Genomic DNA, 15334 nt, shown 5'->3' with positions numbered 1-15334 from the left:
ATCGAAAGCATTCAGCAATTTCGACACCACGAAGTGGATCACTACATTCAACCAACTGAGTGAGCTGTTAACTAGATTAACCTCTCTTTTATCACCTGTCCGATGGGACATGTGATATCATTATAATTTATAAGGTTTATTTGAAATGGATTGAGTATATGCGCCAGGATCAGGTCAATACGCCGAATAACCCTATACCGACAGCATTGCCCTCAGAGCAGCACAGCTCCTGAAGAAAGTTGTTCAATTTAAACGGTATAGAGCCAAAAACCATAAATTTCCCCAATTTATTGATCTGGCAGAAGGTTCTTCCCTGTTTCAATTACCATATATGGGTTACTCTTTTAAATACAGACTGCGGTGACAGTTGTAAGGAGACCCTGTATGGCTATGTATCAAAACATGCTGGTAGTCATCGATCCTAACCAGGACGATCAACCCGCATTACGGCGAGCTGTTTATTTGCATCAACGGATTGGTGGCACAATCAAAGCCTTTCTGCCGATCTATGACTTTTCCTATGAGATGACCACCCTGCTGTCGCCTGATGAGCGCACGGCAATGCGTCAGGGCGTTATCAGCCAGCGAACAGCATGGATACGTGAACAAGCAAAATACTATATTGATGCAGGTATTCCTGTTGATATTAAAGTGGTCTGGCACAACCGTCCTTTTGAGGCGATCATCCAGGAAGTTATCAGTGGCAAGCATGATCTGGTCCTGAAAATGGCACACCAGCACGACCGACTGGAGGCCGTCATCTTTACCCCTACTGACTGGCATCTATTACGGAAATGTCCAAGTCCGGTGTGGATGGTGAAAGATCAGCCCTGGCCTGAAGGGGGTAAAGCCCTGGTTGCGGTAAATCTGGCAAGTGAAGAGCCGTACCATAGTGCGCTGAACGATAAACTGGTCAAAGAGACGCTACAACTCGCCGAGCAGGTCAACCATACCGAAGTGCATTTGGTTGGCGCTTATCCTGTCACACCTATCAATATTGCCATTGAATTGCCTGAATTTGATCCGAGTGTGTATAACGATGCGATCCGTGGCCAGCATCTGCTGGCGATGAAGGCGCTGCGACAAAAGTTCAGTATCAATGAGGATGTCACACACGTTGAAAAAGGCCTGCCGGAAGAAGTCATTCCTGATTTAGCAGAACATCTGCAAGCGGGGATTGTGGTGTTAGGTACGGTCGGACGCACCGGGATCTCCGCAGCGTTCCTCGGTAATACAGCGGAACAGGTCATTGACCATCTGCGTTGTGACCTGCTGGTCATCAAACCCGATCAGTATCAGACGCCGGTTGAACTGGACGACGAAGAAGACGATTAATCGCTCATGAGAATGCCGGATGACGGTGTAAATACCTTATCCGGCCTGCCATCAAGGCCCGGCCAGTGCGTCGGGCCTTTTTCTGATTAGTGTTTATCCTCACCGCCCAGGAAATAGATCCCCAACGGAATCGCCAGTAAGATCGTAAAGACCAGGCTATAGACGCAAATCATCGAAGATTGAATAACATACATTGACGTCGTCCAGTCAGACAGCGGAATATCGTATTGCTCTATCACCCCTCCGATGGTCGCTCTCGTCACCACTGACGCTGCAATGATAAATACCCCCAGCAGGCACAACAGAAACTTCTTCCCCTTTGCTGTCTTCAGCGTTGTCATGATCATAGTATCGTCCTTTTGCAGATGAAAGCTCTGTTACTTGCGCGTAACAATACCACGACAACACGCGATTGTCTGCTCGATAAGTTGTGACATTGCGTTCACATTAACGCCACACTTCTGAATCTGGCGCTAACTGCGTTATTTTTCTCGCCTATTTAATTATCCGCTTTCCGTCCATTCTGATAAAATATCATCCCTTCGGGTTGGTCGTAATGCATAAATAGCCCTCCAGGAGCAATAACGATACCTATGACAACGGATTTCATTTTAAAAAATGCTTTCAATCTGGCAATAATCTTCAGTTGCAGCGCCGCGCTGGTGATAATGCGATTCTGGCTCTACCGTAAATTAAAATGGCAGAAAGGTTTTATTTTTCACGCTGCCCAGTTCTTTATTTACGCAATTATCATCGGCACGGTGGGTAGCATCATCAATAACGTCATTGCGAATTACAAGCTGACGTTCATTTCAGCCAGCGCCATCGACTTTATCTGCACCTCACTGATTGCGCTTATCCTGACGATAAAACTGTTTTTAGTGATCAACCAATTTGAGAAAGCGCAGATCGATAAAGGTCGCGATGTGACCAGCGCCAGAATCGTGTCGCGTATTATCAAGATAACAATCATTAGTGCGATCGTTTTACTGTACGGCGAGCACTTTGGGATGAGTTTATCCGGTTTGCTAACCTTTGGCGGGATCGGTGGTATCGCCGTCGGGATGGCGGGTAAAGATATTCTCAGTAACTTCTTTTCCGGCATTATGCTGTATTTCGACAGACCTTTTAGCATCGGCGACTGGATCCGTTCTCCCGACAGAAATATCGAAGGTACGGTGGCTGAAATTGGCTGGCGGATCACCAAAATTAATACGTTCGATCACCGCCCACTGTACGTCCCGAACTCTATATTCTCTTCTATTAGCGTCGAAAACCCAGGCAGAATGACCAACCGACGCATTAAAACGGTGATCGGGTTACGTTATGAAGATGCCGGGAAAGTCCGCGAGATTGTCGCGGCGGTGACAAGCATGCTTGAGCATCACCCTGATATTGACCAAAAGCAAACACTGCTGGTTTATCTCAACGAGTTCGGGGATTCATCGCTGAATATTCTGGTCTATTGCTTTAGTAAAACCACGGTATGGAAAGAATGGCTCGCGGTCCAGCAAGATGTTTATCTGAACATTATTGATATCGTGCAGAGCCACGGCGCTGATTTCGCGTTTCCCAGCCAGACGCTTTATCTTGATGAGCCAGAAAAAATCAGTCATTAACCCGGTCGACTATTTTCGCCAAATACGCATCAAGATGATGTCGGCGTAAATAGTCTTCCAGCTCTTTTGCCCATGCTTCACCCTCCCCGAGAATTGCGCGGCTGTGGGTTGCCGCATACAAATAGCGGTTATCGTACAGATTTATCAGCGTTTGATTTATCCCTTCGATATTAACACCAGGGTTTTGCTGCTGTTTCTCCAGCGCCCTGACAATACGAGTTCGTTCTTCTGGGGACGACGGCAGTTCCCGCTCATTGAGTTCACTCAGTACCAGAAATTCGGGAGGTATCCCCTCTTCAATGGCGGCCTGCAGACGATAATGGCCATCCAGGATCACAAACGATCCCAGCCCGGCAATGTACCAGACCAGTATCGGCGGCAATGTCCCCTCGCGACACTTTTTACGCCACCATTTCAGCCGCCCTGCATCGGGTTGTATAGAATAACGTCCGAGCAGCAGATTCCCGCCCCACCACCAGTCGGCTAATGTGACGCTGTCGGGATGGGCAAGGTCGGGAAAATCGACCCCATAAAGACTCCACTGACAGCCGAAATTCCCGCTACTCTCCGGCGATTCAAAACGCCAATTTTCCACAGGGATGGGCTGTTGACGAGAATACGGGGCTGAGGGTTTCACCGCAGACATTGGCCTTAGCAACCAACGGCGTGGAGACAGGAGTGGAACAGGCGCATTCATCAACTGACGGGAAAAATAACGACACCACTCGCCAATCCAGCTCCCCTGCGGCTTGCCTTTGATGAACTCGACATCGTCCGATGTCACGGGAGGTAATACATCTCGCCTTCCCGCGTAGTCGGAATTCAATATCACCCACACGCCAGAGTGATCTTTCAGCATGGAGGCCCAGAATAGCGTCTCGCCATAAAGCGTTAACGCCATCCGACCATGATGACCACTCAATATATCGACAGCCTGGACAGCACCCGAATTTTCCCGGACCGTCAGCGTTAAACCCTGCCAGTGGTTATTGCGGTCAAAAAGGTCTTTCCACCAATATCCTGTCATTTCCCTCTTCCCTGAAAGCCCGGCGATAACACCGGGATGTTAGTGGGATAGTAAGTGAAAAGGAGGCGCTGGCGCCAGCCTTGTAGACTGATGCGAGTTCGCATTCCCTCTTCCACCAGGCTATATCTTAGACATCTTTATTCATACAGGGGTGGTGAGGATGGGCAAGAAGATTCTAATGCTGGTGGGTGATTACGCTGAAGATTACGAAACCATGGTGCCGTTTCAGGCATTGCAGATGATTGGTCATCAGGTTGATGCGGTCTGCCCTGACAAAACCAAAGGCGACTATATCATGACGGCGATTCATGATTTCGATGGCGCCCAAACCTACAGCGAGAAACCGGGTCACCGTTTTACGCTCAACGCCGATTTTGCGGCGGTAGAAGAAAAAAATTATGACGCGCTGTTGATCCCCGGCGGACGGGCACCAGAATATCTGCGGTTAAACGATAACGTCATCAAACTGGTGCAGGCGTTCGACGCCGCACGTAAACCTATTGCCGCTGTTTGCCACGGCGCCCAGTTACTGGCGGCCGCCGGTATACTGAAAGGACGCACCTGCAGCGCCTACCCGGCCTGTGCGCCGGAAGTCCGGCTCAGCGGCGGGCAATATGCTGATATCGGCATTGACCAGGCACATGTTGACGGCAATCTGGTCACCGCCCCTGCCTGGCCAGCACATCCGCAATGGTTGGCGAAATTTGCCGAACTCTTACAGCAGTAAAATGGTGAATGGGTAAAAAGACGCTGGCGCTATTATAGCGCCAGCGTTGGGTATATTGTTGACGGTATATCAGTGCTTCACAATATACATTGTCCGGCTGTAGGCCACATCTTCCGGGTTTGTAATGGGATACCCTTTCAGCCAGGGTTTAATTAAACGGCCATTGGTGTACTGATAAATTGGCGCAATCGGCGCCTGATCCATCAGGATTTTTTCTGCGGCATTGTAATCCGCATTACGTGCCTGCGCTGTATTTTCCAGGGTTGCCTGGGTCAGCACCTTATCGTAAGCCGGATTGTTGAAACGAGATATATTACCGGTATGTGTTGATGTCAGCAGCGACAGGAAAGTAGACGGTTCGTTGTAATCCCCAACCCAGGAAGCACGGATCACATCAAAATTACCGATATTACGGCTATCAATATAGGTTTTCCATTCCTGGTTTTGCAGTTTTACATCCACGCCCAGGTTTTTCTTCCACATTGAGGCCACGGCGATCGCAATTTTTTGATGATTTTCAGACGTATTATACAGCAACGTCAGATTTAACGGACGATCCGGACCATAACCTGCGGCGCGCAGTAGCGTTTTTGCCTGAGCATTCAGTTCTTCCTGACTCATTTGCTCAAACGGTGAAGGTTCAGGTGTAAATCCTGCCGTGACATCCGGGGTAAAATGCCAGGCCGGTTTTTCCCCGGTCCCCAACACTTTTTCAGCCATAATACGCCGGTCGATGGTCATGCTTAATGCCAGTCGCACACGAGAATCTGCGGTCGGCCCTTTTTGTGTGTTGAAGGCATAATAATACGTCCCCAACTGCGGTGGGGTATAAACCTGACCGGGAATATCCTTCAGCAATTTCTGATACAGATTTTTCGGGAAGGACTCCGTGATATCAATATCCCCCGCCAGATAGCGTTTGGTCGCGGATGATTCCTGGTTAATTGGCAGGAACGTCACTTTTTGTATGACGGTTTTCGCATTATCCCAATAATGCGTATTCGGCACGACAACCAGTTTTTCATTAACCACGCGATCTTTCAGAACGTAAGCACCGTTGCCGATCAAATGACCTGGCTTAGTCCAGTCCTTTCCGCTTTCTACATTGGCTTTCTGCACTGGATAAAATGCAAAGTTGGCGGTCAGATTTGCAAACCAGGGTAACGGTTTATCCAGGTGAACTTTTAACGTCCGTGAATCAACGGCAATGACGCCCAATTTATCCGGCGTGGCTTTCCCATCAATAATCGCCTGCGCATTATTAATTCCCGCCAACGCTGCAAACCAGGCGAACGGTGAAAGTGTCTTAGGATCAACCAGACGCTGCCAGCTATACACAAAATCATGTGCTGTGACCGGGCTACCGTCGGCCCATTTGGCGTTCTCACGCAGGGTAAACGTCCAGACACGGTTGTCATTGCTCTTCCATTGGGTTGCAACCCCCGGAATAATTTCACCTTTGTCGTTTTGATTGACCAGGCCTTCAAACAGGTCACGAATCACCTGAATTTCTGGCAATCCAACGGCTTTCGCCGGATCAAGCGACGCAGGCTCATCTTTGATATGGCGCACAAGCTCTTGTTTTTCTGCCAGTACCGTTCCGTTGGGAACATCTGCAGCATGTGTCTGAGAGATGCTGCTAACCAACAGCGCACAACAGGTTACTGAAACAGAGAGCTTCATAAGGGACCCCAATCGATGAGTTAATCCTGAATAAAATGACGGCGTAATTATTTGTTTTAACTATGGGAAAAGCAAATAACTTCCCACAGAAAATTGATATTACAACGAGAACACGAAGTCTACGAAAACGATTTGATTATCCGTGAAATTTGCACAACACTGCGATTAATAACTCCAGCATTCAGAGACGCTTATGACCGTTACTCGCCCTCGCGCCGAACGCGGCGCATTTCCGCCAGGCACCGAACATTATGGACGTTCACTCTTAGGGGCGCCGCTGATCTGGTTTCCGGCTCCCGCAGCCGATCGTGAAAGCGGTCTGATTTTAGCGGGCACCCACGGTGATGAAAATTCATCGATGGTCACGCTCTCCTGCGCGCTTCGCACCCTCACCCCTTCTTTACGTCGTCATCACGTGGTACTGGCCGTCAACCCGGATGGTTGCCAGCTCGGACTGCGCGCTAATGCCAACGGCGTCGATTTAAATCGCAACTTTCCCGCGGCAAACTGGAAGGCGGGAGAAACGGTTTATCGCTGGAACAGCGCTGCTACAGAGCGCGATGTGGTGTTGCTTACCGGCGAACATTCGGGTTCGGAACCGGAAACGCAGGCGTTGTGCCAACTCATTCACCGTATTCACCCTGCGTGGGTCGTGTCGTTCCACGACCCACTGGCCTGCATTGAAGACCCTAAACACAGTGAATTGGGCGCATGGCTGGCGCAGATGTTCGAACTGCCGCTGGTGACAAGCGTAGGTTACGAAACACCAGGGTCGTTTGGCAGTTGGTGCGCCGATCTCAACCTGCACTGTATTACCGCCGAATTTCCGCCCATTTCATCCGACGAAGCCAGCGAAAAGTACCTGCTGGCAATGTCGAATTTGCTACGCTGGCATCCTAAAGATGGAGTTTGCCGGTCGTAAAATGCAGCGCTGGCTCGACATCCACTGCAAGCCAGGTCGGGCCATCAAGATCGGCGAAACTCACTTGCGTCGACAGAGGGAGCGCGGCGCTAATCGCACGCGACGTGCACAACATACAGCCCAGCATTAAACCGAACCCCTGCGCTTTGGCTTCGGTGGCTAACGCTAATGCTTCCGTCAGCCCTCCTGTTTTGTCCAGTTTGATGTTGACCATCTCATAACGCCCTTGCAGCGATTTCAGGCTGCCACGGGTATGGCAACTCTCATCTGCGCAAATAGGCAGCGGGTGAACAAAATTCTCCAGCGCGGCATCATCCTGCGCCGGTAACGGCTGTTCCAGCATCGCCACCCCCAAATCTGCCAGAAGCTGACAGCGGGCAGCCAGACCGCTTGCATGCCAGGACTCATTGGCATCAACAATCAGCGTTGCCTCGGGAACCGCCGCACGAATCGCCACCATACGTTCACTGATCAGTCGGTCATCAAGCTTCACCTTCAGAAGTGTCGCCCCGTTTTCCCACAGTGCCGCCGCGCTGGCCGCCATTTGTTCTGGCGTTCCAATCACCACGGTTTGCGCCGTAATCACCGGTGAATGCAATGTGATGCCAACGAACTCAGTCAGCGATTGCTGCTGCTGGCGGGCGCTTAAATCCCATAATGCGCAATCTACCGCGTTACGCGCAGCGCCAGCAGGTAGCAGTTGCTGTAAGTCCTCACGGGTCAACCCTTTTTCCAGTTGCGGGGCAATGCTCATGACCTGCGCAAGCACCGAGGCATCGCTTTCACCATATCGAGGGTAAGGCGTACACTCACCGATCCCCTTCACTCCGTTTTCTTCCAGCTCCACAACCACCACATGCGCTTTTGTCCGACTCCCCCGCGCAATGACAAAGGGGGTATGCAGTGGCCAGGCTTCCTCATACACCTTCACCGATCTCATTCGTGCTCCTTACGTGGCGGCGGCATGCAATTCACCACAAATAGCGTTTGCTGTGTTAACTACTGATGGCATAAACTAACCGCGACGTTAACTATATGTAAACAGGAAGATAACCATGTCACAAACCGTTCATTTCCAGGGCAACCCCGTTGCAGTCGCCAACACCATTCCTCAGGCTGGTAGCAAAGCGCAGGCTTTTACCCTCGTGGCAAAAGACCTGTCTGACGTCGCACTGACTCAGTTTGCTGGCAAACGTAAAGTGCTGAATATTTTCCCGAGTATTGATACCGGCGTATGTGCGGCATCGGTACGTAAGTTTAACCAACTCGCCACAGAAATCGACAACACCGTTGTGCTGTGCATTTCTGCCGACCTGCCATTCGCCCAGTCTCGTTTCTGCGGCGCGGAAGGCCTGAGCAACGTTATCACCCTCTCCACGCTGCGTAACAGTGATTTTCTGAAAAACTACGGTGTGGAAATCACTGAAGGTCCTCTGAAGGGTCTGGCGGCACGCGCCGTTGTCGTTCTCGATGAAAACGACAACGTCATTTTCAGTGAGCTGGTGAATGAAATCACCAACGAACCTGACTACACCGCCGCGCTGGACGTTCTGAAAGCCTAATCCCTGCGGATACAAAAATGCCTCCGGATGTGGAGGCATTTTCTTCTATGTTGTTACTCGTGTTGTTACTCGTCGTTCTTCTTCTGGCTCAACCCATACTCACGCAATTTATTGGCAATCGCGGTGTGTGACACTCCCAACCGTTTCGCCAGCTTACGCGTGCTGGGATAATTGCGATAAAGCTGCGTCAATACGGAACGCTCAAAACGACTGGTAATATCATCCAGTGACCCTTCCATCGCATCTTCTCCGACAGCCACGGTCGCGGCATCGTAATCCGGCAACAGAATATCTTGCGGGCGCAGCTCGTAGCCTTCCAGTTGAGTTAACGCCCGGTAGATAGCATTTTTAAGCTGGCGCACGTTGCCTGGCCAGCCGTAACGGGTGAGTACCGTTCCAAGATCGGCGGCAAGTTTCGGCCTTGGCACTCCCTGCTCATCGGCAAAACGCGCCACGAACAGCTCAGTGAGCGGCATAATGTCCTGCGGGCAGTCGCGCAGCGGCGGCAGGTTGAGCGTCAGAACATTCAGGCGGTAGTACAGGTCTTCCCGGAACAGTCCTTTTTGCACCAATTCCACCAGGTTCTTCTGGGTGGCGCAAATCACCCGGACATCCACGTGAACTTCCTGGTCTTCGCCCACCCGGCGGAACGTACCGTCATTGAGAAAGCGCAACAGTTTGGTCTGCATACGCGGCGACATCTCGCCGATTTCATCCAACAGCACCGAGCCGCCGTTCGCCTGTTCGAAGAAGCCTTTTTTGCCTTCCGGTGCGTGGCCAAAGAGCTCACTTTCCACCGCATCTTCCGGGATGGAGGCGCAGTTCAGCGCCAGGTACGGTTTTGCCGCGCGTGGGCTCGCCAGATGACAGGCATGAGCAAAGAGATCTTTCCCTGTCCCGGTGTCTCCGGTGATCAACAGCGGCGCACTCAACATTGCCAGTTTACGTGCCTGCTCAACCACATGTTTCATTTTTGCGCTAACGGCAATAACCTGACTAAAGGCACTCAGATCCTGGGTATTCAGGTTCTGTAACTGGCGTCCCATCCGCAGGGTGGAGCGCAGCATCACCACGGCCCCTGTCAGCATATGTTCGTCGTTTTCGCCCTGAAGATGGACCGGCGTAATTTCCATCAGGAAATTCTGGCCGTTGATCACCACATGCTCGTTGTGGGAGCCCTGCGGATTTCCCTCCAGCCAGCGCTGGAAGTTAAAACCATTGATCAATTGCGCCGCCGTGTGATTACGCATGCGCTCCAGGTTTTGCGCGAAAAGTTGACAGCTCGCAGGGTTCGCCATCTCCACTTTGCTTTTCATGTCCAACGACATGACCGGCTCCGGGAGCGCCTCAAGCAACGCGCTGAGCGCCAGATGTTCGCGTTCAGACGGCATCCACGGCACGGTGCGCACATCAGTGACGCCCGCAATGCGACGAATCTCCGCCATCAGGCTGCTGAAGTTAGTGAACTCCAGTTCAGCGAAATTAAGGTAAATCCGCCCGATGGGGTCAATCTCAATACCACGTAAATCGATGCTGCGAAGTACCAGTAAATCCAGCAATTCACGGGTCAGACCTAGACGATCTTCACAAAAGACTTCCAGACGCATGGGAACCTTCACCTAAACAATGAACTATTAGACAGATGATAAGCCACTATTCGGTTAGCAGGAAGGAGTCTGTCAACAAATATTGACAGCATGGTGGAAAAATGGGCGCTGACGCGTAAAGTTGTACGCTCAGCACCCATAATCAGGGTTAATTTTCGCGGGACGATTTGTTTTTCTGCAGCGTCTCTTTGAGCTGCCCCACCAATTGGCGCCGAAAATCCCCCAGACGGGGTTTATCATCATCAATCCACGGTAAAGGACGGCAAAGCTCCATCGCTTTAATCCCCAGGCGAGCCGTCAACAGCCCTGCGCCTATGCCCTGCGCAGCGCGGGTGGACAGACGAGCCGCCAGATCCTGCGACATCCAGTCCATCCCCACTTCACGCACCAGTTCACTGGCGCCCGCAAACGCAATATTCAGTAGCACCAGACGGAACAGCCGCAAGCGACTGTAATACCCCAGTTCAATACCGTACAACGTGGCGATGCGGTTAATCAGGCGTATATTACGCCAGGCAATGAAGGCCATATCCACCAGCGCTAACGGGCTGACGGCAATCATCAGGGTCGATTCGGCAGCCGAGCGGCTAATTTCTCGCCGCGCCTGCGCGTCCAGCACGGGTTGCACCAGATGCGCATACAGGCTAACGACTTCCCGATCATTTTGCGTCTCATGAATCGAGGCGTACCAGCGTTGCAACGCCGGATGTGATTGATCAATACCCGCCTGCTGCGCCAGCTTCTCACAAAAAACGCGCCCCTTATCGGTACCGACACTGTGTAACAGTTCGCGGGCTTCATCACGCTCATGCGCACGCTGACGTAACCGCCACAGCCGACGCCACTCGGTAGCCACCGACCCAACGCCTGCGCCGATAATCAACATGCCTGCTGCACAGCCGCCAAGCGCCGCCCAGTCCTGGGTTTGCCAGGCATTCATCGTCCACTGAACGCCCTGCGCGACGACGCTTGCACCAAAAAGCGCCAGACCGCCCATCACCATTTTGCGCCACAGGCTGCGTTTAGGACGTAGCGCCGCATCGATAACCGCTTCTGCCTGCCCTTCATCCTCCAGCGGCTCTTCTGTCTTCGCTGGCGCGAAGGTCTGCGCCTCTGTCTCGCTGAAGGCGTGTTGCGACTTAAAGGTCGGATGTTGGTCTGTTTCCAACGGCCCGGCGAAATCGATACGCGGTTTCAACGGTTCGGTCATCGCAATTTATCTCCTATCAAAAACTCCAGCGCGGCATCCAGACGAATGTGCGGCAACGGTTGGTCCACATCCATCACCCGCGGGCGAAACGCTTCAAACTGAAACCCCTGACTGTCCCAGAACGCCTGCCCGGGCAGACGCGCGGGCACCTCCCCAGGATAGACGGTCAGTGGTTTACCATCGCTCAGGCGATCGCCACGCAGCGCAGGGATTTTTTCACCATTCACCTCAATCAACCCGCTGGTGGTCGCCTGGACGGAGGCCAGCCCCAGGCAATCCATACTGATCCCCTCAAAGGCGGCATTTTGCCAGGCATCCTGGATCAGTTGCTGGAGCAAAGAAACCATATTGGCGTGTTGATCGACGGTGACGTGGTCCGCTTTGGTGGCCGCAAACAGCAATTTGTCGATCACGGGCGAAAAAAGCCGACGGAACAACGTACGTTGACCGTAATGAAAACTCTGCATCAGTTGCGTCAAAGCCAGACGCATATCATTAAACGCCTGCGGTCCGCTGTTGAGTGGCTGTAAGCAGTCCACCAACACAATCTGACGATCAAAACGCAGGAAGTGGTTTTTGTAGAACCCCTTCACCACTTTTTCACAGTAGTAATTAAAGCGCTCGCGCAACATTCCGGCATTGGTGTGTTTGTCGGCCTGCGCCAGTTTTGATTCGCCAATCGCATCCACATCCGGCCACGGGAAAAATTGCAAAGCCGGCGCGCCCGCCATATCTCCCGGCAACACAAAGCGTCCCGGTTGAATGAAATGCAAACCTTCTTGTTTACATTGATGCAAGTATTCAGTCCACGCGGTCGCAATGTCAGCCAGACGGTTTTCATCCGCAGGCGCCAGCGGATCCAGCCCCTGGCATAACTGACGCCATTTGGCAGACCACTCACCCCGTTTGCCTTGCAACAGACCTGTCATTTGTCGTGACCAGCTCAGGTAATCCTGCGCCAACATGGGTAAATCGAGCAGCCATTCGCCGGGATAATCCACAATCTCCAGATACAAAGTGGAGGTATCTTTGAAATGGCGCAGAAGGGAATCATTAGATTTGTAGCGTAAGGCGAGACGAATTTCACTCACGCCACGCGTCGGTGTCGGCCAGCCAGGAGGCTGACCATAAAGCTGAGCCAGCCCCTCATCATAGGTAAAACGCGGAATACCAAAATCACGTTGCGGCACCCGCTTTACCCCAAGCAGGCGCTCTTCCCTCACTGCGCTGAGTAATGGCAGACGAGCACCGGTATGCACATTCAGCAGTTGATTCACCATCGCCGTGATAAACGCCGTTTTACCACTGCGGCTCAGCCCGGTCACCGCCAGGCGCAGATGTCTGTCGACCCCTCGATTGACCAGTGCGTTGAACTCGTTTTTAAATCGCTTCATCGCCTTCCCGTTGTGCCTGAAGAACCGAAAAAATATAACAAGCAGGAATTAAAGATAGGGACAAATTCTTAATTATCAATTCAGTGGCTATATGCCTTTTAGCATCTTTCAATGAAATGTTGATTGATCCCTGAAGAGGTACCTGCTGATACTGCTCCGAAATACGCGCCGTTTTCCCCTGTTTCGCCGCCAAAACCGGTACGCTCTGCGCAAGTACCAACGCAAAAATCCCTTTTCTCAACATGTTATTGTCTTTGCGGGTGTTGATAGAAAAAGAGATTCTACGCCGGATCTGAATCAGAGAGTGCGGGCTCTCTATTATCATCCATAGCGGCGGGATATTTTTGCCGCGACACGTCTCAATAGGGGTTCCAGCGCCAACGCCAGCAACATTTTCAGCGGGCGGCGAGCGACGGACTTGATAGCCCACCCTGCCACACCTGCCGGGCCATAGCGTAGCGCGGTCAGCAGAACCAGTTTTCCTGCGAGTTTAACGCCCGGCTTTACCTTTTGCCCGGCGCGTTGCCAGCGTGTATTCATCTGATGAACTCTCTTTATTACAACTGACGGAAACGGCTACGCAGCGTGAATGTGTCCGACGTAACATAGCGCTCCATTTCACGCAGACGCTTTTCACCCGCCGCCAGTTCCCTGTCCACAGCATCCAGCAATTCACCGCTTGAAGGTTGTTGCTCGCCCGTGGTCATGTTATCTGGCAGTGGATCCAGCACAAACGTCAAAATGATATAAGCGACCAGCGTAAAGAACGCCAGCCCGAAGAAAATCGACAGCACCACCAGAATCCGCACCAGTTTCACCGGCACATCTAGATAGTTGGCGATCCCGGCGCAAACGCCGCGCACCATACCCTGCTGCGGAATACGCCAGAGCTTTTTATTCAAATCAATCCCTCCCATTAGCGATCCCTCCAGTTCGGATGTTCTGCATCGAGAATGTCTTCCAGCGTCTGAATGCGCTCGCGCATACGTTGCGCGTCTTCGGTTAATTGCGCCAAACGTTGTTGCTCACTTTGCGACAGTTCCCCACGGCTGGCGCGGTTGCTGTAATGCAGCCATAACCAAATCGGCAACACAAACAGCACAAAGATGGTTAACGGTATGGCCAGAAATAGCGCGCTCATGAGTACTCCTTACAGGTAATGAGCGGCGGCGCATTCAGACGCCGCCTGCAGTTATTATTGATTGTCTTGTTTCATTTTGGCTTTCAGTTGCGCCAGTTGCTCGCTGATTTCATCATCGGCTTTCAGGTCGGCAAACTGCTGATCCAGCGTTCTCTGTTTGCCAAAGTTATGGCTTTCCGCCTCCGCTTCCATCTGATCAATACGGCGCTCAAAAGATTCAAACCGGGCCATCGCTTCGTCCAGCTTACCGCTGTCCAGTTGACGGCGCACATCACGAGAAGAGCTTGCGGCCTGGTGACGTAACATCAGGGCCTGCTGGCGGGCACGCGTTTCACTGAGTTTATTCTCCAGTTCGCCAATCTCTTTCTTCATGCGCGTTAGCGTGTCGTCCACCAACGTTACTTCATGTTCGAGGCTGGCAATCAGATCGGTCAGTTTCTGCTTTTCAATCAACGCGGCACGCGCCAGATCGTCTTTCTCTTTACGCAATGCCAGTTCCGCTTTCTCCTGCCACTCTGCCTGCTGACTGAGTGCCTGCTCAATGCGACGGGACAGCTGTTTCTTTTCCGCCAGCGCCCGTGCAGAGTTGGAACGGACTTCAACCAGGGTGTCTTCCATTTCCTGAATCATCAGTCGCACCAGTTTCTGCGGATCTTCAGCTTTTTCCAACAGCGAGTTAATGTTGGCGTTCACGATGTCGGCAAAACGAGAAAAAATACCCATAATTCAATCCTCACAATTTTTCTGATGTTGGGCTATGCCCTGCTGTAGCTCTATTACAATTCACGTGCCAACTTTTTATCTTATTGATTAATAATCAAATGTATAATTTTACCTCGCCGGAAATTCAGGTTACAGTGGTGAATAAGACTAACAAGTGGTGAATAAGACTAACAAGTGGTGAATTTCATCATGGCAGAATACAAAGATAACCTTCTGGGTGAAGCCAACAGTTTTCTTGAAGTGCTGGAGCAAGTTTCTCATCTGGCACCGCTGGATAAACCAGTGCTGATTATTGGTGAACGCGGAACCGGTAAAGAGTTAATCGCTAACCGCCTGCACTATCTCTCCTCCCGCTGGCAGGGGCCGTTTATTTCGCTAAACTGC

The 15334-nt window shown here is 51.7% G+C and carries 18 protein-coding genes; 6 read left to right on the top strand and 12 right to left on the bottom strand.

Going from position 1 to position 15334, the window contains the following annotated elements:
• Positions 1–384: 384 nt before the first annotated feature.
• Positions 385–1335, top strand: a complete 951-nt coding sequence (gene uspE / locus CJP72_RS15045) for a universal stress protein UspE (protein ID WP_162382169.1) — start codon at positions 385–387, stop codon at positions 1333–1335.
• Positions 1336–1421: 86 nt separating this feature from the next.
• Here the strand turns inward: uspE and CJP72_RS15040 are convergent, their stop codons facing one another.
• On the bottom strand, positions 1422–1682 hold the full coding sequence (locus CJP72_RS15040; RefSeq protein ID WP_162382168.1) for a DUF2534 family protein: 261 nt from the start codon (positions 1680–1682) through the stop codon (positions 1422–1424).
• Positions 1683–1928: 246 nt separating this feature from the next.
• Between CJP72_RS15040 and CJP72_RS15035 the strand changes: the two genes are divergently transcribed.
• Positions 1929–2954: a mechanosensitive ion channel family protein gene (locus tag CJP72_RS15035; protein ID WP_162382167.1), complete on the top strand. Its 1026-nt coding sequence runs from the start codon at positions 1929–1931 to the stop codon at positions 2952–2954.
• Here CJP72_RS15035 and CJP72_RS15030 read toward each other — a convergent pair.
• Complete coding sequence (locus CJP72_RS15030; protein ID WP_162382166.1) at positions 2944–3981, bottom strand: ParB/Srx family N-terminal domain-containing protein; 1038 nt, start codon at positions 3979–3981, stop codon at positions 2944–2946. The genes CJP72_RS15035 and CJP72_RS15030 overlap by 11 nt on opposite strands.
• Before the next feature lie 160 nt (positions 3982–4141).
• Between CJP72_RS15030 and CJP72_RS15025 the strand changes: the two genes are divergently transcribed.
• Positions 4142–4708 (top strand): DJ-1/PfpI family protein, encoded by a 567-nt coding sequence (locus tag CJP72_RS15025; protein WP_162382165.1) that lies wholly within the window; start codon positions 4142–4144, stop codon positions 4706–4708.
• 69 nt (positions 4709–4777) lie between these two features.
• On the opposite strand, the gene CJP72_RS15020 is transcribed toward CJP72_RS15025, so the two are convergent.
• Entirely contained in the window at positions 4778–6391 is a 1614-nt protein-coding gene (locus tag CJP72_RS15020; RefSeq protein ID WP_162382164.1) for a peptide ABC transporter substrate-binding protein, read from the bottom strand.
• Positions 6392–6584: 193 nt separating this feature from the next.
• Here CJP72_RS15020 and mpaA point away from each other — a divergent pair, with 193 nt between their 5' ends.
• Positions 6585–7313, top strand: coding sequence for a murein tripeptide amidase MpaA (mpaA, locus tag CJP72_RS15015; protein WP_162382163.1), 729 nt, complete (start codon positions 6585–6587; stop codon positions 7311–7313).
• Here the strand turns inward: mpaA and ycjG are convergent.
• Positions 7288–8253 (bottom strand): L-Ala-D/L-Glu epimerase, encoded by a 966-nt coding sequence (gene ycjG / locus CJP72_RS15010; RefSeq protein WP_162382162.1) that lies wholly within the window; start codon positions 8251–8253, stop codon positions 7288–7290. The two genes, mpaA and ycjG, sit on opposite strands and share 26 nt — an antisense overlap.
• Before the next feature lie 115 nt (positions 8254–8368).
• On the opposite strand from ycjG, the gene tpx reads away from it, so the two are divergent.
• Entirely contained in the window at positions 8369–8875 is a 507-nt protein-coding gene (gene tpx, locus CJP72_RS15005) for a thiol peroxidase (RefSeq protein WP_162382161.1), read from the top strand.
• A gap of 65 nt (positions 8876–8940) precedes the next feature.
• Here the strand turns inward: tpx and tyrR are convergent, their stop codons facing one another.
• The 8 genes from tyrR to pspA form a co-directional block, all read right to left on the bottom strand.
• Entirely contained in the window at positions 8941–10482 is a 1542-nt protein-coding gene (gene tyrR / locus CJP72_RS15000) for a transcriptional regulator TyrR (RefSeq protein WP_162382160.1), read from the bottom strand.
• 148 nt (positions 10483–10630) lie between these two features.
• Positions 10631–11692: a YcjF family protein gene (locus tag CJP72_RS14995; RefSeq protein ID WP_162382159.1), complete on the bottom strand. Its 1062-nt coding sequence runs from the start codon at positions 11690–11692 to the stop codon at positions 10631–10633.
• On the bottom strand, positions 11689–13086 hold the full coding sequence (locus CJP72_RS14990; RefSeq protein WP_162382158.1) for a YcjX family protein: 1398 nt from the start codon (positions 13084–13086) through the stop codon (positions 11689–11691). The genes CJP72_RS14995 and CJP72_RS14990 overlap by 4 nt, the downstream gene beginning before the upstream one ends.
• On the bottom strand, positions 13073–13330 hold the full coding sequence (locus CJP72_RS14985) for a hypothetical protein (RefSeq protein WP_162382157.1): 258 nt from the start codon (positions 13328–13330) through the stop codon (positions 13073–13075). The genes CJP72_RS14990 and CJP72_RS14985 overlap by 14 nt, the downstream gene beginning before the upstream one ends.
• 77 nt (positions 13331–13407) lie before the next feature.
• On the bottom strand, positions 13408–13626 hold the full coding sequence (gene pspD / locus CJP72_RS14980; protein ID WP_162382156.1) for a phage shock protein PspD: 219 nt from the start codon (positions 13624–13626) through the stop codon (positions 13408–13410).
• 17 nt (positions 13627–13643) lie between these two features.
• Entirely contained in the window at positions 13644–14003 is a 360-nt protein-coding gene (pspC, locus tag CJP72_RS14975) for an envelope stress response membrane protein PspC (RefSeq protein WP_162382155.1), read from the bottom strand.
• Entirely contained in the window at positions 14003–14227 is a 225-nt protein-coding gene (gene pspB, locus CJP72_RS14970) for an envelope stress response membrane protein PspB (protein WP_162382154.1), read from the bottom strand. The genes pspC and pspB overlap by 1 nt, the downstream gene beginning before the upstream one ends.
• 54 nt (positions 14228–14281) lie before the next feature.
• Positions 14282–14950, bottom strand: a complete 669-nt coding sequence (gene pspA / locus CJP72_RS14965) for a phage shock protein PspA (protein WP_162382153.1) — start codon at positions 14948–14950, stop codon at positions 14282–14284.
• Positions 14951–15124: 174 nt separating this feature from the next.
• Between pspA and CJP72_RS14960 the strand changes: the two genes are divergently transcribed.
• Positions 15125–15334 (top strand): sigma 54-interacting transcriptional regulator (locus tag CJP72_RS14960; protein WP_342212316.1); only part of this gene is annotated, 210 nt, incomplete at its 3' end.

Origin of the sequence: Citrobacter sp. NCU1, from assembly GCF_010231475.1 — a bacterium.
In the GTDB taxonomy this organism is placed as follows: Bacteria; Pseudomonadota; Gammaproteobacteria; order Enterobacterales; family Enterobacteriaceae; genus Citrobacter_D.
The sequence above is the reverse complement of the archived record's forward strand: the minus strand, read 5'-3'. Positions and strand labels throughout refer to the sequence as shown.